General features: G+C 43.3%; 17 protein-coding genes and 2 pseudogenes. 14 read left to right on the forward strand and 5 right to left on the reverse strand.

The features are described 5' to 3' along the window. Positions 1-117 precede the first annotated feature (117 nt). The 8 genes and pseudogenes from K5J94_RS02295 to nrdG all read left to right on the forward strand — a co-directional run bounded on the left by K5J94_RS02295 (position 118) and on the right by nrdG (position 6756). Positions 118-387, forward strand: coding sequence for an IreB family regulatory phosphoprotein (locus K5J94_RS02295; protein ID WP_159546220.1), 270 nt, complete (start codon positions 118-120; stop codon positions 385-387). After that, positions 384-803, forward strand: coding sequence for a Holliday junction resolvase RuvX (ruvX, locus tag K5J94_RS02300; protein WP_159546222.1), 420 nt, complete (start codon positions 384-386; stop codon positions 801-803). Before K5J94_RS02295 ends, ruvX begins: the two co-directional genes overlap by 4 nt. A 10-nt stretch (positions 804-813) precedes the next feature. Then, positions 814-1125: a DUF1292 domain-containing protein gene (locus tag K5J94_RS02305; protein ID WP_159546224.1), complete on the forward strand. Its 312-nt coding sequence runs from the start codon at positions 814-816 to the stop codon at positions 1123-1125. Positions 1126-1319: 194 nt separating this feature from the next. Beyond that, positions 1320-2879: a DUF2079 domain-containing protein gene (locus K5J94_RS02310; RefSeq protein WP_221913370.1), complete on the forward strand. Its 1560-nt coding sequence runs from the start codon at positions 1320-1322 to the stop codon at positions 2877-2879. A 117-nt stretch (positions 2880-2996) separates the two neighbouring features. Next, the gene (gene nrdD / locus K5J94_RS02315) at positions 2997-5192 is read left to right on the forward strand and encodes an anaerobic ribonucleoside-triphosphate reductase (protein ID WP_221913372.1); all 2196 of its coding nucleotides are present in this window, start codon (positions 2997-2999) and stop codon (positions 5190-5192) included. A 94-nt stretch (positions 5193-5286) separates the two neighbouring features. Continuing rightward, positions 5287-5430 carry a hypothetical protein gene (locus K5J94_RS02320; protein ID WP_167547754.1) on the forward strand — a complete coding sequence of 48 codons (144 nt, stop codon included), beginning with the start codon at positions 5287-5289 and terminating at the stop codon, positions 5428-5430. Positions 5431-5639: 209 nt separating this feature from the next. Beyond that, positions 5640-6145: pseudogene (locus K5J94_RS02325) on the forward strand (GNAT family N-acetyltransferase). Then, the gene (gene nrdG / locus K5J94_RS02330) at positions 6142-6756 is read left to right on the forward strand and encodes an anaerobic ribonucleoside-triphosphate reductase activating protein (protein ID WP_159583527.1); all 615 of its coding nucleotides are present in this window, start codon (positions 6142-6144) and stop codon (positions 6754-6756) included. Before K5J94_RS02325 ends, nrdG begins: the two are co-directional and overlap by 4 nt. 723 nt (positions 6757-7479) lie before the next feature. Here nrdG and K5J94_RS02335 read toward each other — a convergent pair. Together K5J94_RS02335 and yaaA are read right to left on the reverse strand one after the other, a co-directional pair. Next, on the reverse strand, positions 7480-7833 hold the full coding sequence (locus K5J94_RS02335) for a hypothetical protein (protein WP_221913377.1): 354 nt from the start codon (positions 7831-7833) through the stop codon (positions 7480-7482). Between the two features lie 269 nt (positions 7834-8102). After that, on the reverse strand, positions 8103-8852 hold the full coding sequence (gene yaaA, locus K5J94_RS02340; protein ID WP_221913379.1) for a peroxide stress protein YaaA: 750 nt from the start codon (positions 8850-8852) through the stop codon (positions 8103-8105). A 532-nt stretch (positions 8853-9384) separates the two neighbouring features. Between yaaA and nrdF the strand changes: the two genes are divergently transcribed. The 6 genes and pseudogenes from nrdF (at position 9385) to K5J94_RS02370 (ending at position 15714) form a co-directional block, all read left to right on the forward strand. After that, positions 9385-10398 (forward strand): class 1b ribonucleoside-diphosphate reductase subunit beta, encoded by a 1014-nt coding sequence (gene nrdF / locus K5J94_RS02345; RefSeq protein ID WP_159545994.1) that lies wholly within the window; start codon positions 9385-9387, stop codon positions 10396-10398. Beyond that, entirely contained in the window at positions 10379-10810 is a 432-nt protein-coding gene (gene nrdI / locus K5J94_RS02350; protein WP_221913381.1) for a class Ib ribonucleoside-diphosphate reductase assembly flavoprotein NrdI, read from the forward strand. The genes nrdF and nrdI overlap by 20 nt, the downstream gene beginning before the upstream one ends. Continuing rightward, positions 10807-12954: a class 1b ribonucleoside-diphosphate reductase subunit alpha gene (nrdE, locus tag K5J94_RS02355; RefSeq protein WP_221913384.1), complete on the forward strand. Its 2148-nt coding sequence runs from the start codon at positions 10807-10809 to the stop codon at positions 12952-12954. Before nrdI ends, nrdE begins: the two co-directional genes overlap by 4 nt. Before the next feature lie 21 nt (positions 12955-12975). Then, the gene (locus K5J94_RS02360; protein WP_159545998.1) at positions 12976-13365 is read left to right on the forward strand and encodes a pyridoxamine 5'-phosphate oxidase family protein; all 390 of its coding nucleotides are present in this window, start codon (positions 12976-12978) and stop codon (positions 13363-13365) included. 67 nt (positions 13366-13432) lie between these two features. Continuing rightward, a pseudogene (locus K5J94_RS02365) lies at positions 13433-13687 on the forward strand (alpha-glucosidase C-terminal domain-containing protein); the annotation flags it as partial. 131 nt (positions 13688-13818) lie between these two features. Next, on the forward strand, positions 13819-15714 hold the full coding sequence (locus K5J94_RS02370; protein ID WP_159795049.1) for a M13 family metallopeptidase: 1896 nt from the start codon (positions 13819-13821) through the stop codon (positions 15712-15714). Positions 15715-16486: 772 nt separating this feature from the next. Here K5J94_RS02370 and K5J94_RS02375 read toward each other — a convergent pair. From K5J94_RS02375 to rpsB, 3 genes are all read right to left on the reverse strand, one after another. Continuing rightward, a complete protein-coding gene (locus tag K5J94_RS02375; RefSeq protein ID WP_231700368.1) occupies positions 16487-17851 on the reverse strand; it encodes an LPXTG cell wall anchor domain-containing protein in 1365 nt (454 codons plus the stop codon). Between the two features lie 534 nt (positions 17852-18385). Beyond that, on the reverse strand, positions 18386-19426 hold the full coding sequence (gene tsf / locus K5J94_RS02380) for a translation elongation factor Ts (RefSeq protein ID WP_159543488.1): 1041 nt from the start codon (positions 19424-19426) through the stop codon (positions 18386-18388). A 137-nt stretch (positions 19427-19563) separates the two neighbouring features. Further along, positions 19564-20331, reverse strand: coding sequence for a 30S ribosomal protein S2 (gene rpsB / locus K5J94_RS02385; RefSeq protein ID WP_159543486.1), 768 nt, complete (start codon positions 20329-20331; stop codon positions 19564-19566). Positions 20332-20374: the final 43 nt, after the last annotated feature.

The following is a 20374-nucleotide window of genomic DNA, read 5'->3' on the forward strand; positions in this document are numbered from 1 at the left end:
AAGTCTCAAGTTTTCCTGGCACTCCTTTTTAGTGACCTTTAATTAGATTTCTTGTTAATTCCTAAAAAATAGGCTATAATATAACATGGTACTTAATGTTAGAAAGAAGGTGTAAGTATGGGATTTACAGATGAAACAGTTCGTTTTAGATTAGATGATGGTGAAAAAAAAGAAATCAGTGAAACTTTAACGGCTGTTTACCAATCTCTTGAAGAAAAAGGTTACAACCCGATCAATCAAATTGTAGGGTATGTATTAAGTGGTGACCCTGCTTATGTACCTAGATACAATGATGCGCGAAACCAGATTCGCAAGTACGAACGTGATGAGATAGTAGAAGAGCTGGTCCGTTATTATCTACAAGGAAATGGAATCAACGTAAAATGAGAATAATGGGGCTTGATGTCGGCTCAAAGACAGTTGGTGTTGCCATTAGTGATCCTTTGGGTTTTACCGCTCAGGGATTGGAAATTATTGCTATTGATGAAGAAAAAAATAGTTTTGGTTTTGAGCAAATTGGTGACCTGGTAAAGCAATACCAAGTGGAAAAATTTGTGATTGGTTTGCCCAAAAATATGAATAATACTTGTGGACCGCGCGTGGAAGCCAGCAGAGCTTACGGGGATAAACTTGAAGCATTATTTCATCTACCGGTTGTGTATCAAGATGAGCGTTTAACTACAGTTCAGGCAGAGCGAATGTTAGTTGAACAGGCTGATATTAGCCGACAGAAACGCAAAAAAGTTATTGATAAGTTAGCTGCTCAGCTGATATTACAAAATTATTTAGATAGATCTTTTTAAGGAGAAGCATATGGCACATACGCACGACCATGATCATAATCATGAACACGATGTTATCACGCTTGTTGATGAGCAGGGCAATGAGACCCTCTTTGAAATTTTGTTGACCATCGATGGCCGGGAAGAATTTGGTAAGAATTATGTTTTGTTAGTCCCAGCTGGTTCAGAAGAAGACGAGTCAGGTGAGATTGAAATTCAGGCCTATTCATTTATTGAAAATGAGGATGGAACAGAAGGTGACCTTCAACCCATCCCTGAAGACTCCGATGCAGAGTGGGATATGATTGAAGAAGTCTTTAATAGCTTTTTAGACGAAGAGTAAGGAATAGCCAGCTTGGCTATTTTTTTGTTTTTTAGCATGGTAAGGGCGATTGGCTCAACAAAGAGCCTGGCAAAAGGCACAGGCTGTTTAGACCCTTTTTTGCTAGTGAAGGAGGCTAAGGTCGAAAACGGGGAGAAATTGACTAAATGTCAGTTTTTGATATACTTGTTGTAAGATTATTCAAGGAGAAAACAGTGAATCACAGACCTGATGCATTACAGTATCAACCCCCAACAACTATTGCCTATAATGGTTCCACACTACATACGACCAAGTATGAGACCAAGGTGCCCCATTTACATAAGCTGCAGATTCTAATTTTAAGTTTCTTGGCCAGCTTTTTAACAGTGGCTAATCCTTTTTTGGCAGATTTGTCCAATAGTTTGCAATCGCAATATTTGTATATTGGTCAGCTGTTGCTACGGGGCCAGTTACCTTATAGCGATATTTTTTCCACGGGTGGTATCCTTTATTTCTTGTTAATAGCGATTAGTTATGCCTGGGGCTCTTCTTTTTGGTTGATAGCTTGGCAGACCCTTTTCTTTTACGGTGCGGGCATTTATTTTTATAAACTGGTAGCCTATTTTACGTCTAATCAAAAAGTAGCCTCCGTTTTCACTGTTTTTTATTTTTTAGGCTCGTTCGGCTTAGGCTTTGGTGGGCTTTATCCCATCCAGTTTGCGATGCCCTTCTTGTTGGCTGGCCTTTGGTTTTTAACAAAGTATTTTGCCCAGTTGACTAAGGATGAAGCCTTTATTTTCTTTGGCTGCGCTTGTGCTCTAGCCATGCTCTTGGAACCACGTAGTCTGGTGTTTGGGCTGGTGAGCCTTGTGGTGGTTATGAGTTATAACTATCAAAAAAGGCATTTGGCTCGCGGCTTCTATCAATTCTTGGCAGCTGTCTTTGGCTTCTTACTTGTATGTTATACTGCTGGCTATTTTATTTTAAGTCTGCAACTCTTAAAACCTTATCTTAACCAAGCTTTTCTCTATTCATTAACGACTCCAGGCTCAGGAGTTCACCCGCTACTGCTTGGTTTCTTGCTACAACTGGTGGTGGCTGGTGGCTTAGGGCTCTTTACAGGGCTTGGTTACTTTCTGGAACACCGTAAGGAAGAAGACGATTCTTGGGTCAAATGGTTGATGGTAATTGTGGCGTTTGGCTATCTTTTTCTGGCTTTATTTGCAAGGGAGTATCTTACCTATCCTTTGCTAGCGATGCTACCTTTTGCACTTATTTTAACAGCAATTCCGGTTAATCAGCGTTTTAACAAATATACCCAACGGACAACGCACCATCGCTCAAAGAATCATAGTGCTTCTTGGTTGATTAGGTTCATTTACCTGCAGCGACACTTCTATCTGCCTTTAGTAACGATTTTGCTTCTGGTGGCTTGGCCGCTCATTGGCTATGTGCGTGATTTGCCAGTTCACAAGGAACGCCATGCGATTAGCCAATACCTCTTAAAGAATGGTAGTATCACTGATCAGCTCTATGTTTGGGATACTTCTGCTCGCATTTACCAAGAAACGCAGATGAAATCCGCATCGCATTTTCCAACGCCACTGGTGAATTTATCTACTAAAGCTAATAAGCAACTCTTGGTGGATGAATTGCTCCAAAACAGGGCTCGCTACATTGTCGTTAATCAAAAGCTTCCGCTTCCTGCTAAAATAGGTAAGGTATTAAAAACAAATTATCGAAAAGTTCGCAAGGATTCTAGCAAACACTTTCATTTATATCAGAAAAAATGAGCATTTCAGTTTATAAAGTCTAATAAAATCAATATATTGTGGTAATAAATTATATTTACCACAATATATTGATTTTTTCTGGTTGAGTGATATAATATGTCAGTAAGGAGAATAAGAATGACCCAAGAAACTCTTAAGCAAGTTGAGCAACCTGAAATAAAAGTAATTAAGCGCGATGGTCGCCACGTTGATTTTGATACTCGCAAAATCTACAGTGCGCTTTTGAAGGCCAGCAGCAAGGTGACACGGATGTCACCATTGGTCGAAGCAAAGTTAGAAGCGATTTCAGAGCGTGTGGTAGCAGAGATTAGTGAACGTTTTCCCACAAATGTCAAAATTTACGAAATTCAAAATATTGTTGAGCATGAGCTGCTAGCAGCTAATGAATACGCGATTGCACAAGAATATATTCATTACCGTACTAAGCGTGACTTTGCCCGTTCGCAAGCAACTGACATTAATTTTACCATTGATAAATTGCTAAATAAGGATCAGACGGTGGTTAATGAAAATGCTAACAAAGATAGTGATGTCTTTAATACCCAACGTGATTTAACTGCTGGGATTGTGGGTAAGTCAATTGGTCTAAAAATGTTGCCGCCCCATGTGGCTAATGCGCACCAAAAAGGGGATATTCACTATCATGACTTGGATTATAGTCCTTATACCCCAATGACCAATTGTTGCTTGATTGACTTTAAGGGTATGTTAAGCAAGGGCTTTAAGATCGGCAATGCTGAGGTGGAGAGTCCTAAGTCCATTCAGACAGCGACAGCTCAGATCTCACAAATCATTGCTAATGTCGCTTCTAGCCAGTATGGTGGCTGTACTGCCGATCGTATTGATGAGTTTTTGGCACCCTATGCGGAGTTAAACTACGCTAAGCACATGAAGGATGCCAAGCGTTGGGTGGCAGAGGATCAGCGCGAGCAATATGCCTTGGAAAAAACCAAAAAAGATATTTATGATGCTATGCAGTCCCTGGAGTATGAGATTAATACCTTGTTTACTTCAAATGGGCAAACACCTTTTACTTCTTTAGGTTTTGGTTTGGGGACTTCCTGGTTTGAGAGGGAAATCCAAAAAGCTATTTTAGAGATTCGGCTCAAGGGTCTTGGGAGCGAGCATCGGACGGCTATTTTCCCAAAATTAATTTTTACCTTAAAACGTGGGCTTAATCTGGAAGAGGGCTCGCCTAACTACGATATTAAGCAATTAGCCTTGGAGTGTGCAACCAAGCGCATGTATCCAGATGTGCTCTCCTATGATAAGATCATTGATTTAACTGGCTCTTTCAAGGCTCCTATGGGCTGTCGTTCCTTCTTGCAAGGCTGGAAGGACGAAAACGGGCAAGATGTTACGTCAGGGCGGATGAATTTAGGAGTTGTTACGATGAATCTACCCCGTGTGGCGATGGAATCAAACGGTGACATGGACAAGTTCTGGCAGCTCTTCTTTGAACGGCTAGCAATTGCTAAGGATGCCTTAGTTTATCGTGTTGAACGTGTCAAGGAAGCGACACCGGCTAATGCGCCTATCTTGTATCAATATGGAGCATTTGGTAAGCGGCTTTCTAAGAATGGTCATGTCGATGAGCTTTTCAAGAATCGCCGTGCAACGGTTTCACTAGGCTATATTGGCCTATATGAGGTCGCCTCTGTCTTTTATGGGGGAGACTGGGAAGGCAATACAGAAGCAAAGGACTTCACGGTAGCCATTGTTAAAGCGATGAAAAAAGCTTGTGAGGAATGGTCTACCGAATATGACTACCATTTTTCAGTGTATTCAACGCCGTCTGAGAGTCTGACCGATCGCTTTTGTCGGTTGGACACTGAGAAATTTGGTATTGTGGAAAACATTACAGATAAAGAGTATTATACCAACTCTTTCCACTATGATGTACGTAAGAACCCAACACCTTTTGAAAAGTTAGACTTTGAAAAGGTCTATCCAGAGGCTGGTGCATCGGGCGGCTTTATTCATTATTGTGAATACCCTGTCTTGCAGCAAAACCCTAAAGCTTTGGAGGCTGTCTGGGATTATGCCTATGATCGTGTAGGCTACCTGGGCACCAATACCCCCATTGATAAGTGCTATCAATGCTACTACGAGGGCGATTTTACGCCAACTGAACGGGGTTTTATGTGTCCAAACTGTGGCAACAGTGACCCTAAGACCGTGGATGTGGTTAAGCGGACCTGTGGCTATTTAGGCAACCCTCAGGCGCGTCCAATGGTTCATGGCCGTCACAAGGAAATAGCGGCGCGTGTGAAACATATGAATGGTTCCACCATTAAATATCCCGGACGTTAATGGACGAGCTTATTTGCGTGTCCTAGCCCTTAGGGGAGGAAGTGCGAGAGCTTGACTTAGCAGATAGAAAGAATTAGAGAATAAAGGAAAGAGAATGGGAAAATACCAATTAGACTACAAAGGCATGCAACAGGTAGAAAAATACCACGAGAAGCATTCGCGTGCTAAGCAGGACAAAAAAGCCAAGCTTGAGGCGCTAAAGGAGCAATTTGTCAAGAAAACAAGAAAGCAACAGTGAGGTTTGCGAATGACTGGTGCCATGATAGCAATTGGCAGCATTTCGCAGAAAGCTTCGTTACCCTATATGCGACAAATCCCTGGGATTAAATGCATGTGTTTACACAAAAACAGCTGTGCAAGCAGCTGTCTGTAGCTTATGCCTAGGCTAGCGATTAGTGCCGCAAGGGAAGAATGAGGTATGCATCTACCCAAGTAAGGAGTGAGAAGATGGAATTACGTCGGCCAAGTCTAGTGACCAAGCAGCTGTCATGGAAATGATGGCTGAGTTTCAGGCATTTCAATCCCCGCATGATGGTGGTTTTTGGGACCTGACGGATTTTGACTATCAAGCTTGGCTTGAGCAAAATCAGCTGCGAGAAGCCGGTCTTTCCTTGAGAGCTGATCAGGTTCCTTCAATCCAATTGGTTGCTTTTAATCAGCAAGGGCGGGCGCTAGGCTTCTTAAGTTTACGCTTAGCACTAAATGCGGCTCTACGCCAAAAAGGCGGCCACATTGGCTACTCGGTCCGCCCTTTAGAGCGGCGCAAGGGCTATGCCACGGCCATGCTGGCCCAGGGCGTGAGCTTAGCGAGGCAAAAAAATATCACCCGGGTCTTGGTGACTTGCTCAAGGACTAATCTAGCCAGTAGAAAGGTTATTTTAGCTAATCAAGGTCAACTCGAAGATATTCAAAACGGGGTGGAGCGTTATTGGATTAGCAAAGGAGACTCATGACAAATAGTAATTGGAATAACCCTAAACCCCAAGAATGGAAATCTAAAGACTTAAGCCAGGGACGGGTTATTGATTATAAGGCCTTTAATTTTGTTGATGGGGAAGGCGTGCGCAATTCCTTATATGTCTCAGGCTGTATGTTTCATTGCAAAGGGTGCTACAATGCTGCCACCTGGTCCTTTAAAGCAGGCATTCCCTACAGTCAGGAATTAGAAGAACAAATCATGACAGATCTGGCCCAACCCTATGTGCAAGGCTTGACCTTGCTTGGGGGGGAGCCTTTTCTCAATACCGGTATATTGCTCCCGCTGCTCAAGCGTGTTCGAACAGAGTTACCAGAAAAAGATGTGTGGTCTTGGACCGGCTACACCTGGGAAGAATTAATGCAAGAGACGCCGGACAAACTGGAGATGCTAGAGCTGATTGACATTTTAGTTGATGGTCGCTTTGACATTACAAAGAAGAACTTGATGTTGCAGTTTCGTGGTTCAAGCAATCAGCGGATCATTGATGTGGCTAAGTCCTTAGCGACCAAGCAGGTCGTTATCTGGGAAAAGTTAAATGACGGCGATCAAGCTTTTGAGCAGGTATCGCGAGACCAGCTCTTGTGACATGTCAAAAAAGCTAAAGCTAAGCTCGAACTTGGCAGGACTTGCGGCCAAATCTCAGGGGCCTGCTTCCCTAGAAGAGCAGGCTTTGCCTGACAAGCTTTCCCCACATTATCCTCATACTTATCCACAGTCTGTGGATAAGTATGAAAATGGTGTATAACTCCCGTACTTAAGGCTTTACAGCTCCTTTTTGGCGGATCTTTTAAGGCGGCCGAGCCAAATAAAGCGATGATAATGCTCTGGATTGAATAGATAGGCCAAGAAATGACGGGTGCGTCTAAATGCCTCTACAGCAGAAACAAGAAGGATCGTAGTCATCCCCAGGGCTAATCCTATATCATCAGCAAAGCTTGTATTGTAGAGCAGCCATCAATCATTAATAAATGTCTACTAGCTGTCCATCACAAGAAATCTGTTAAGCCTTTTTCCGGCAGTCGGTGAAAGGCTTATTTGGGTTTTGTCTGGTCTTAAAGCTCCATAGCTATTGTGTGTGCCCTCACACTAATAAGGCAACTGGTAAGTGGAATGGAAAAAGAAAGAGCTAGGACCAAACAAGACCCAGTGGCCATCCTCAGGCGCCTTTTTAAAATCAGTCAGGACAGCACTGAAGCAAGCCTAAAAAAGCAACCTGAGGGGGCAGGTTGCTTTTTCATATTGGTGACTATAATAATAAGGTGTAAAGCATAGTCACACTGCTAGAAGGTGTTTCTAGGATATTTAAGTTTATTTGTTGTAGACTGGTGCAGCTTCTAAGAAGGTCTTACTCATTTCAGTAGTGACTTCTAGGTTTGTTTCCTGAGCTGTTTTAGCTTGGAATTTAACCAATAATGTCTTGAAATCTTTATCGGCATGCTCTTCTAAGTAAGTTTCGGCATAAAAGTCTTCAACACCTTGCTCTTTTAAAAAGTCAAGCAATGCGCTATAGCCATCTTTTTTAGGTGCTAAAAGAAATTCGTCAAAGTCTGAGAAGTCAGAAAAGTCATCTGCCTTGCTAGTGTGAGCAGCAGTCAGGCAAGCTCCGGCTAAGGCTAGGCTGGTCATCGCTGCAATGGCAAGTTTTTTGCAAAAAGTTGTCATCTGGCTATCCTCTCTCTTATTTTTTATTTTAGGATGGGTTTCCCATCTGTAAGGTTAGTGTAACGAAAAACAGCTCAAAAATCAAATGTTTTTATAATCAGATTAAGAAATTTTCTCATAAAATTGAACGCCACTGGGAAAAGAAAAAGTCCCAGCGATCAGTGAGTTAGGGCCAGATTGGCTACAGGCTACAAGCTCTGCTATTTAGCCAGCATGGCTCAGGCCTGTCTAGGCTTGACTTTTTTGGCTTTAATGTAACTCATCTTTTTTTAATGATCAGCAGGGCAGTTCTTTTTGACATAGGTAAAAAGCTGAGCGGTGGATAATTCTGCCTGCCAGTGAAAGCCGTCGAAGTTTAAGTTTTTGAGGTCTTCTGGCGTTTGGCAGTTTGCTTTGGCGCAGGCCTGTAAAAAGGCACCGCGGGCTTTTTTTGAAATGGTTGAGTGCGTCTTTAATTGGCCTTCGGTTTCTTCTTTAAAGGCGATTTGCAGCCAGTTTTCTTGGCCGCCTTTAGAAAAGACCTGGGTGAATTCACTTGATAAAAGGGAAATGATGGGGGCATTGGCATGGTCATGGGCAAAGCGATCATAAAAAGGGCGCCAGTAGAGCTTGAGGCTTTTGCCTGTGATTTTGATGCTGCTGTGAAAATCGAGACGATAAGGAGCAATCGGGTAATCAAATGGGATAATCCCATACAAGGCAGAGGTGATGAAAACCTGTTGCGTGAGGTAGTTGAGTTGGCCAGCAGTCAGGCTGTCGCGTCCTAAAGAGCGATACATGAGTCCATTGAAGAGTTCAAAGGCTGGAGAGACGCAGGCCTTTTCTTGCTTGATGGCCTGAAAACGTGCTAATTCTGCTTGCGCTGCTTGCGGTGTCAGCTTAAGGGCAGTGGCTAATTGGGCTGGACTCTTGGCAGTCAGTGTGTGGAGCACTGCTGGCATTCCTTTGGGAAGGTGTCCTGCTTGTGCTGTCTTGGGCTGGTTGAGTTCTTTTGCTGTTGGGATTAAAAAAGTTAACATAGTGTCATTTTAGTCGAGCTCAGGCTGGTCTGTCAAGGTGAAATGTGGCTGGGCCTTGCTTTGGATAGTTTGCTTAAGGTTTTTATTTAATATTCAGTAAGATTTCTTTTTAATGCTAGTTAGTTTACAAACAAATGACTGGGCTAAAATGTGTTTTGTGGTAAACCCTGCTAAAGACTGTTATAATAAGGTATGGTTAACTTTTTAATTAAGACTACTTAATAAATTAATTTTTACATTTTTTACAATATGCTTAAATCGTCTATATTGTGGTATTTTGTGTTGAAGACCACTACATTTTGTGTTATTATTGATTCAAGCCTGTTGATAAAACAGAAAATCGGAGCAAGTAAAACGAAGACCTGTTTTTCGTTTTACAATAACACAGTTGACTTTGGGTGATGACTCAATGTTAAGAATAGATTATCAATTAACTTTTCAAGATGGGTACTTTTTATCAAGACGTCCCGTCTTGAGAGGTTTTTTGTATGCCAAAATAACGATTAGTAGAAATCATGAAATGGAGTAACTTATGGCCTTAGACTATTATCAGAAGTCACAATCCCCGCTTGCTTATACCCTTGGGGCAGAAAATAGCAGTATGCGTTCTGTCAATTGGAATAAGATTCAAGACGACAAAGACTTGGAAGTGTGGAACAGGGTGACCCAGAACTTCTGGTTACCTGAAAAAATTCCCTTGTCCAATGACTTGACGTCTTGGCAGCAATTGGATGCTAACTGGCAGCAGCTGATAACCCGGACATTTACGGGGCTGACCCTATTAGATACAGTCCAAGCAACTGTGGGTGATATTGCGCAAATCCAGCATGCACAGACAGATCATGAACAGGTGATTTATACGAATTTTGCCTTTATGGTAGCGGTCCACGCGCGCTCTTATGGTAGTATCTTTTCTACCCTGTGTAATAGTCAACAGATCGAAGAAGCGCACGAATGGGTGATCGCAACGCCCAGTCTACAGGCGCGTGCGCAAAAGTTAATTCCTTATTATAAAGGAGACGATCCTTTGAAATCAAAGGTTGCGGCAGCTATGATGCCTGGCTTTTTGCTATATGGTGGCTTTTACCTGCCTTTTTACTTAACAGCGCGAGGCTTTTTACCTAATACGGCAGACGTTATTCGACTGATCCTGCGTGATAAGGTGATTCATAATTATTATAGTGGCTATAAGTACCAACAAAAGGTCAAGCAGCTGTCAGCCGAGCGGCAGGCCGAAATGAAAGCATTTGTCTTTCAATTATTAGACGAATTAATCGAACTTGAAAAGGCCTTCCTGACAGAGTTATATGCTGGCTTTGATCTAGCAGACGAGGCTATCAGCTTTAGCATCTATAATGCTGGTAAGTTTCTGCAAAACTTAGGCTACGATTCTCCCTTCACAGAGGCAGAAACCTATGTTTCGCCAGAAATTTTTGCCCAATTATCAGCTAGAGCAGATGAGACGCATGACTTCTTCTCAGGCAATGGCTCTTCCTATATTATGGGGCATCGGGAGGAAACTGAAGATGACGACTGGGAATTTTGATGTCACGGTTGATTTGGTGGTGTTTTTCTCATCACGGTCCAACAATACCAAACGTTTTGTGGATAAATTGGCCTGCCCTAGCCTGCGGATTCCGATTGATGGGAGTCCTATCCAGGTGAACGAAGAGTATATTTTAATTGTGCCAACCTATGCTGGGGGTAAGGGAGATCTAAAAGGGGCTGTGCCCAAGCAAGTGATTCATTTTCTAAATGACCGCCATAATCGGCAATATTGCCGGGCAGTGATTGGTTCTGGTAATACTAACTTTGGTGATACCTTTGCTTTGGCTGGTAATATTATAGCCCAAAAGTTGGCTGTGCCCTTGCTGCATCAGTTTGAACTTTTAGGGACAGCGGCCGATGTCAGTCTAGTGAAACATTATTTGAAAAAAAGAGAGAAAGAAACGATATGAAACGAACGAAAGACTATTTAGCCTATAATGCCTTGACGCGTTACAAGGATAATGATGGTCACTATCATTTTGAAGCCGACAAAGAGGCTATTAGCGCCTATCTGGAAGAGGAAATCAAACCTAATCGCATGGTTTTTGAAAATTTGGAGGCTAAATTGGCTTATCTGCTTCAGCATGATTATTATGAAGCGGAGCTATTAGACCTTTATGATGCAAGATTTGTGCATCAGCTGTTTGAAAAAGCCCATGAGGATGTTGAACCTTTCCAAACCTTTATGGGGGCTCTCAAATTTTACAATAGCTATGCTTTAAAGACGGATGACCATCGTTATTATTTAGAGGATTTTCAAGATCGTGCGGTGATGAATGCCCTCTTTTTGGCTGGAGGCCAAGAAAGCTTAGCTTTATCAATCTTAGAGCATCTGTTAAAAGGGCGTTTTCAACCAGCGACACCAACTTTTTTAAATGCGGGGAAAAAACGACGAGGCGAGTTTGTCTCTTGCTATTTGCTGCGGGTCGAAGACAATATGGAATCCATTTCGCGGGCTATCTCCACTAGCTTGCAGCTTTCTAAACGTGGCGGTGGCGTGGCCTTGGCTTTGACCAATCTGCGTGAGTTTGGCGCGCCTATTAAGAATATCCAAAATCAGGCAACGGGGATTATTCCTGTTATGAAACTTTTGGAGGATTCCTTTTCTTATGCTAATCAGTTGGGCCAAAGGCAAGGAGCTGGCGCGGTGTACTTGCATGCTCACCATCCAGAAGTGTTGACCTTCTTAGATAGTAAGCGCGAAAATGCGGATGAGAAGATCCGGATCAAATCGCTATCGCTAGGCTTGGTGATTCCTGACATTACCTTTGAATTAGCTAAGGCAAACGCCGATATGGCTCTGTTTTCTCCTTATGATATTGAGCGCGTTTATGGTAAGCCAATGTCTGATATTTCGATTTCAAAGGAATACGAGCACTTGGTGGCTAACCCCGCGATTAAGAAAACCTACATTAAGGCTCGCCAGCTCTTTCAGATGATTGCCGAGTTACAGTTTGAGTCTGGCTATCCTTATATTCTTTTTGAAGATACGGTTAATGAACGCAATCCCCATCACAAGCAAGGGCGGATTATCATGTCAAACTTATGTACAGAAATCGCTCAATTTAGCACGCCTAGCCGCTATAATGAAGATTTATCTTTTGCAGAAATTGGTCAGGATGTGTGCTGTAACCTGGCTTCGATCAATATTGCTAAGGCAATGGCTGATGGCAAACAGTTTGAAAACCTGATAACAACCAGCATTGAGGCACTTGATCGTGTATCGCGTTCAACAGATCTTAATTCTGCCCCGTCCATCCAAAAAGGTAATCAGGCCAATCATGCTCTGGGACTTGGTGCGATGAACCTGCATGGCTTTTTGGCGACCAATGCGATCTACTATGATTCTAAAGAAGCTATAGATTTTACAAATTGCTTTTTCTATAGCATGGCTTATTATGCCTTTAAGGCTTCGATGCAATTGGCCAAGAAGGTAGGAGCTTTTGCAACCTTTAGTCAATCTGATTATGCTGATGGTTCCTATTTTGCCAAATACACTGAGGCGAGTGTCACGCCAGAAACTAAGCGTGTTAGCCAGCTGTTAAAAGACTGTGAGTTCACACTACCGACCAAAGAAGACTGGCAAGCTTTGGTGCGAGACATTCAACAGTACGGCCTTGCCAATTCACACTTGCTAGCCATTGCTCCAACAGGCTCAATCAGCTATCTAACATCATGTACGCCAAGCTTGCAACCAGTGGTTTCGCCAGTCGAAGTCAGAAAGGAAGCAAAACTCGGTCGCGTCTATGTGCCTGCTTATCAGCTATCCCAGGACAACTATGATTACTATAAGGATGGGGCCTTTGAATTAGGACCAGAACCGATTATTAATATTGTCTCAACGGCACAAAAACATATTGACCAGGCGATTTCACTGACTCTCTTTATGAATGAGGATGCAAGTACTCGTGATTTAAACCGGGCTTATATCCAGGCCTTCCGGCAAAAATGTGCTTCGATCTATTATGTGCGTGTCCGCCAAGAGGTCTTAGCTGGCAGTGAACACTACGCCGAAGACCAGCAGGTTGAGGAATGTGAATCCTGTATGATTTAATGAGAAAGAGGAGGTAAAAAGATGATAACAGAAGAAATGAAAGCCTTGATTGACCGTGAGTTAGCCATTGTTGCAACAGTGGACCAGGCCGGTAATCCCAATATTGGTCCAAAACGCTCCATGCGCTATTATGATGCCAAGACCTTAATGTTTAATGAAAATACTGGCGGGCAAACCATGGCTAATATTGAGCAGAATGGCAAAATAGAAGTTGCTTTTATTGATCGGCAGGCCTTAAAAGGCTACCGCTTTATGGGCAAGGCCGAAATGCAGACCTCTGGTCCACTTTATGAGGAGGCAAAGCTCTGGGCGCAGGGGAAAATGAAGGAACCTAAGGCAGTAGGTATCATCCATATTGAGCGTGTCTTTAATTTGCAGTCAGGACCTAATGCGGGTAAGGAAATCCTGTAACCCCCTTTTGACGTGGTAGCCAAAAAAGCAAATCGCGTGCAGGTACTTGGTGGCTGTCTGGCCGGGCAAAAACCTGCCCATCATTGCCCAAGGCGACCATCATGCAGCCCTGTGCGACCATGCCCAGGTCTATGCTTTTGAGCGTCGTCTGGCAGGACAAAAACTACTGGTGCTCAATAACTTCTTTGCTACCGAGATTCGTGTAACCCTGCCTGGCACTTACAGCCAGGGGCAAGTCCTTTTGTCCAATTACGAGGATGTGCTTATCCAGAAAACCATCACCTTACGGCCCTACCAAACTCTGGCCATTTGGCAATATTAAGAACCAGTCCCCCTTTTGACCGTCAAAAGGGGGTTTTTGCTTGCCTAGTCAGGGTAAAACTCTTGTTAAGCGGATGCATTTATCGGAAATTTCTGATAAAATAGAGGCAATTAATGCGAAAAGGAGAAACTATGGTTACTTATAAAGACAATTTCTACCATGCTGTCAATGGGGAATGGGCAAAAACAGCCGTTATTCCCGATGACAAGCCGCGAACAGGTGGTTTTTCAGACCTAGCGGACGCTATTGAGGACCTGATGTTGGAAACAACTGATCAATGGCTAGCTGGTAAAAACCTCCCTACAAATAAAATCCTCACCAATTTCATTGCTCTTCACAAAATGACCTCAGATTATGAGCAGCGTGAGGCGGTCGGTGTCGAGCCAGTGCTGCCTTTGATTGAAGAATACCGCTCTTTGCAATCCTTTGCTGACTTTGCTAAACGCGTGGCTGCCTATGAACTAGCTGCTAAGCCTAATATTTTCCCATTTGGTGTTGCGCCAGACTTCATGAATGCCCAGCTAAACGTCCTATGGGCGCAAGCTCCTAGCATTATTTTGCCAGATACCAGCTACTATGCCAAGGGCAACGAAAAAGGAAAAGAATTATTAGCTGTTTGGCGCAAATCGCAAGAGGATTTATTGCCTAAGTTTGGTTTTTCTAGTGAAGAAATCGCTGAGCTTTTAGATAAAGTCATTGCTTTGGATGCTAAACTAGCCAAATATGTCTTGTCTCGAGAAGAATCAGCCGAATATGCCAAACTCTATCATCCATATGACTGGTCAGACTTTACAGCCCTAGTGCCTGAGTTGCCATTATCTGATATTTTCCAAGAAATCTTGGGGCAACAGCCTGACAAGGTGATTGTTCCTGAGGAGCGTTTTTGGACAGAGTTTGCTAAAGATTATTTTGCTCAAAGCAACTGGGACTTGTTGCAAGCAGAGTTGATTCTTGATGCGGCTAATGCCTACAATGCTTACTTGACTGATGAGATTCGTGTCCTATCTGGGGCTTATAGCCGAGCACTCTCTGGCACCCCACAGGCGATGGACAAAAAGAAGGCGGCCTTTTATCTAGCGCAAGGTCCTTATAATCAAGCTTTGGGGCTTTGGTATGCGTCACAGAAATTCTCACCTGAGGCTAAGGCCGACGTGGAGCATAAGGTTGCAACGATGATTGAGGTTTATAAGTCACGCTTAGAGACTGCCGATTGGTTAGCGCCAGCTACACGGGAAAAAGCCATTGTCAAGTTGAATGTGATTACCCCTCACATCGGCTATCCGGAAAAATTACCCGAAACCTATGCTAAGAAGGTGATTGATCCAAAACTCAGTTTGGTGGAAAATGTTAATCGTTTGGCCCAAATCTCCGTTGCTTATGAGTGGAGCAAGTGGAATAAGCCGGTAGACCGCAGCGAGTGGCACATGCCAGCGCACATGGTCAATGCCTACTATGATCCACAACAAAATCAGATTGTCTTTCCGGCGGCTATTTTGCAAGCGCCTTTCTATGATTTGCATCAAGGCTCGTCCGCCAACTATGGTGGTATCGGAGCAGTGATTGCCCATGAGATTTCCCACGCTTTTGACACCAATGGGGCTTCTTTTGATGAGCACGGTAGTTTGAACAATTGGTGGACAGATGAGGACTATGCAGCCTTTAAGGAGCGTACGGATAAGGTGGTTGAGCAGTTTGATGGCCTAGATTCTTATGGTGCTAAGGTGAATGGTAAACTAACCGTGTCTGAAAATGTCGCAGACTTAGGTGGTGTGGCTTGTGCTTTGGAGGCTGCTAAGAAAGAAGCAGACTTCAGCGTCCGTGACTTCTTTATTAACTTTGCGAGAATCTGGCGGATGAAGGCGCGTGAAGAGTACATGCAAATGCTAGCAAGTGTTGATGTGCATGCCCCAGCTGAATGGCGGACCAACGTCACCATTACCAACTTTGATGATTTCCATCAGGAATTTGATATTACTGAAGGCGACTTTATGTGGCGGGCACCAAAAGACCGGGTCATTATCTGGTAAGACTTGGGTATAAGCTAACTAAGAAGCTGGGCAAATTGGAGGCTACTGAAAAAGTAGAACGCCAATAAATTCTATTAGTAAAGAACGAATGGTAACTATCCTTGGAAGCTTAGGGATGGCTTATCATTCGTTTTTAATAGTTATATTTTTATAACGAAAATAAACGAGTTCATCGGACGACTTTCTGTCCGTAACTTTTTCAGTGGCTGTGGTAAACTGTCCGGCCTTCTTGAAGGCGGATTTCTTGATTGACGTAGGATGGACATGCCGTACATAGCACCCGTTCCCAGCAAGCGAGGACGGATTTCTTGCTGAGATGATTCCTCTGGAATGACCAGGGCGGGCGCGGGCGCGTTAAAAGCTAGCTGAATGGACGCAACCGGGTGCCAGACAGCACGCCCTGTGGTGCGAGGCTAGAGATTAGGGCCTTCCTTGGTTGTGTCAACTAGAGCAGCGAAGGAGCAGCTTAGCAAGAATGCAAAAATCCTTGTGCCATTAAGAGAGAAGGTTTTTTCAGAACGTAGACAAATTCCTATCGAATATCGTCATTTAGCTTAGCCTAAGTGAGCTGGTAAATGGTTAAACTCTTAGAAGTATTAATATGGCAATGCTTCTGAGAGTTTTTAATTTGCAGCATAACAAAAAAAGGTTGAAGAAAATTGTCCAAAATAGACTTTTTCTTCAACCTTTTTTATGCTCTTGTGTCTTAGGAGAGAGTGGCACAAGAGCTAGAAGAATATGGCATCAATAAACCTGATTAGCAGTCGTTTGACTAGTCTTCTTTGCGCTTAGTGGCAAGAACGCCAGCAGAAGCAATGACAGATAGAGCCGCCACGGTGAAGAATGGATTAGCTGTAGTTTCACCCGTTTGTGGCAAATGCGCAGCAGTATTTTGTGTTGCCGTGTGTGGAACCACAGGCGTTGCTGCGTGGTGGGTTTTTGGCGCCGCTGGCTTGCCTTTGCCTGGTTTTTCAGGAGTGTGTGGTGTGCTTGGTTTCACTTCCGGAATAGCAGGGGTCGGAGCCGGCTTGATTTCCGGTTTCTTCGGTGTGCTTGGCTTATCAGTTTCAGGTGCGTGCGGAGCTTGAGGTTTGGTTTCAGGCTGTTGAGGTTCAGCTGGTTTGTCCTCAGGTTTCACTTCAGGCTCTTGAGGTGTTTCCGGAGTTTTTTCTTGCTCTTTCTTGAGCATGTCGAGCTTCGCCATCAAGTCTTGCAGTTCTTTTTCAAGTTTAGCCTTATCCTCAGAGCTGAGTCTGCTTTGGTCTTTTAGCTTCGCTTCAATCTCAGCTTTTTGAGTGGTTAACTCAGCAACTTTCGCCTCAGCCGCAGCTTTTTCGGCAGTCAACTTATCAAGACTTGCTTTGCTTTCATCAACTTTGACTTGTAGCCCCTCAATTTCGGCTTTTTTAGTTTCTAATTCGGATTGAAGTTTCGCTTTTTCTTCTTTATTAGTTTCTGTGGCAGCATCGAAACGTTTTTGAATATCAGCTAATTCACTCTTTTCAGTATCAAGTTGAGACTGTAAGTCGTTGTTTTTCTTTGTGGACTCTGAAACTTGCTCAGAAAGATTTTTAACTTGTTCTTGGCTAGCTTTTAAATCTTTCTCTGTAGCTTCTCCTTTTTCCTTTAAGGAAGCTACTTGATCGTTAAGTTCAGTTTCTTTAGCTTCTAAAGTTGTTATTTTTTCTTTTGACGTTTTTAGGTCATCAGTGAGCTGCTCAATTTGTTTTTGACGATTCATTGATTCTTCAACTGAATAATCAAATGCTTCCCTTAGTTTTTGTTCCTTTTGATTAAGTTCAGCTATTTTTTGTTTATTAGTTATTTTATCTAATAAGTTACTGAGTTTCTGTGTGTCATCATATACTTTATTATATAGATAATCAGTTGAATATTTGTTTACTAAATCGAGAGTGCTATAAAGCAATTGAGCAGGAGAATAGACTGATTGTAAGTAATCGTGCATGTTTTTGTATTCTTTAAGCATGTCAATGCCATTTGTATATATATCTAATCGCTCTGCTTCTGTTAATTCATTGTCTGCTCTCACAGCTCCATGTCCACTCAGTAAGCTCGCACTGACGACAAGGCCTGCTAACACCGCCTTTTTTGTCCAATTCCAATGGTGTTTTGCCATATTAAATTAATCTCCTTTTCATTTCTAAGCTTTTTACGGCAACCACCAGTATATATATATATATATATATACTTAAGGTCAGGAATTGCTGGGCTTACAAAGTTATGGTTGTAGCAAGTGGGAGCGCTTAAGCCTTGATATAATAGGCTTTAGGGTCTGTGGGAGTGGGCTGGTTGCTGGGTATTTGGTCGTGTTTTTTTGGTGTGGCTGCTAGGATTTATTACTGCTATTTTTTGTCAAACTGGCTGGGTGTTTGGTGTGCGATTGTGGACTAAAAGCAATGCCTAGTCTGGCAGGGATTTGTATGCTGTTCTTTGAAGGCTAGGTGCTTGGTTTGGCTGGGTGTGAAGCTGCGCTTTTGCTCTCTGGTTTTGGCGACTGATCTTTCAATGTTGGCCCAGGCTAGTTGCCTTGAGCTGGAGGATACTTGGTCCTAGGCGTGTGGGTTCTTTTCTCTGCTGGTGTTTGGTGTCTGTAGACCGCAAAAAAAGCCAAGCAGCGCATCTGGCTGTTTGGCTTTGGGGTGTTGCAGGATTAGTTGTTAAGTGCGGCTGCCATGGTTGCGGCAACTTCGTTTTCAAAGTCGTTGGCTTTTTTCTCGATACCTTCACCAACTTCGAAGCGGGCAAAGTTGACAGCTTTTGCATTGACAGAGTCAAGGTAAGCTTCAACGGTTTTGCTGTCGTCCATGATGTAGACTTGGGCAAGGAGGGTGTAAGCTTGGTCAACCTTGGTGTTGTCAAGCATAAAGCGGTCCATTTTTCCTGGGATGATTTTGTCCCAGATTTTTTCTGGTTTGCCTTCTGCAGCAAGCTCTGCTTTGATGTCTTCTTGGGCTTGAGCAATGACTTCATCGCTTAATTGTGCTTTTGAGCCATACTTCATAAATGGTAGAGCTGGTTTGTTAACCATCGCACGTGATTCATTGTCAAGTTCGATAGCATGGTTCATTTGTGCTAACTCGTCATGGATGAATTGTGGGTCAAGCTCTGTGTAAGAAAGGACGGTTGGTTTCATTGCTGCGATATGCATTGACACTTGTTTGGCAAGTGCTTCGTCTCCACCTTCGATGACAGAGATTACGCCGATTCGGCCACCGTTGTGTTGGTAAGCACCGAAGTGTTGGGCGTCTGTTTTTTCTAGAAGGGCAAAGCGACGGAAGGAAATTTTCTCACCGATAGTGGCAGTAGCGTTAACGTAGGCTGCGGCAAGTGTTTCACCATTAGGCATGATTAAGGCCATAGCTTCTTCGTTGTTAGCTGGTTTGCCTTGGGCGATGACTTTTGCTGTTTCATTAACGAGGTCAACGAATTGGGCATTTTTAGCAACGAAGTCAGTTTCTGCATTAACTTCCACAATGGCTGCGACATTACCATTAACATAGACACCAGTTAGGCCTTCAGCTGCAACGCGATCTGCTTTTTTGGCAGCTTTTGCCATTCCTTTTTCGCGAAGCAATTCAACGGCTTTGTCCATATCGCCATCGGTTTCAACGAGTGCTTTTTTGGCGTCCATAACGCCGGCACCAGATTTTTCGCGCAATTCTTTGACAAGCTTAGCTGTAATTTCTGCCATGAGTAAATCCTCCAAAAAATAATTAATTTCAGTTTCAAAAAAAACGGGACAGAGCGGTTTGCTTGTTTTTCTGCCCCGTGTGACATGTACGAAAGTTAAAGTCCTCTGACCAGTTTTACTGGCAGCTGGCTTGTAGCTTAGTTATTGTCGCCTTCTACAACTTCAACGATTTCTTCAATGTCGCTAGATTGTCCTTCTGCTGCGAAGTCTACATCGGCATCTTCGCCTTGGCGACCTTCGATAACAGCGTCAGCAAGTTTAGAAGTGATGAGTTTAACGGCGCGGATAGCGTCATCGTTAGCCGGAATGATCACATCAATGTCATCTGGATCAGCATTGGTATCAACCATCGCTACAACTGGGATACCTAATTTTTTAGCTTCTTTAACAGCGATTTGTTCTTTATGTGGGTCAACAACGTACATCACATCTGGGATGCGTGGCATGTCTTCGATACCGCCCAAGAATTTTTCAAGGCGAGCACGTTGTTTGTTAAGAAGGGCAACTTCTTTTTTAGGAAGTAGCTCAAATGTTCCGTCTTCTTCCATGCGTTTGATTTCTTTCAAACGAGCGATCCGTTTTTGGATTGTTCCCCAGTTAGTGAGAGTTCCACCCAACCAACGGTGGTTGATGAAGTATTGGCCGGCACGAGTTGCTTCGTCAGCGACTGCTTCAGCAGCTTGTTTTTTGGTACCAACAAACAAGATAACAGCATCATTAGCAGCAGCGTCACGAACGAATTCGTAAGCTTGGTCGGCTAACTTAACCGTTTGTTGTAAGTCGATAACGTGGATGCCGTTACGCTCTGTGAAGATGTATTTAGCCATCTTAGGGTTCCAGCGGCGTGTTTGGTGACCAAAGTGAACACCAGCCTCAAGAAGTTGTTTCATTGAAATTACTGCCATGAGTAAAATCTCCTTTATAAAATGTTTTTTCGCCTCTCCTTAA

Origin of the sequence: Streptococcus halichoeri, from assembly GCF_019774635.1 — a bacterium.
GTDB classification, from domain to species: domain Bacteria; phylum Bacillota; class Bacilli; order Lactobacillales; family Streptococcaceae; genus Streptococcus; species Streptococcus halichoeri.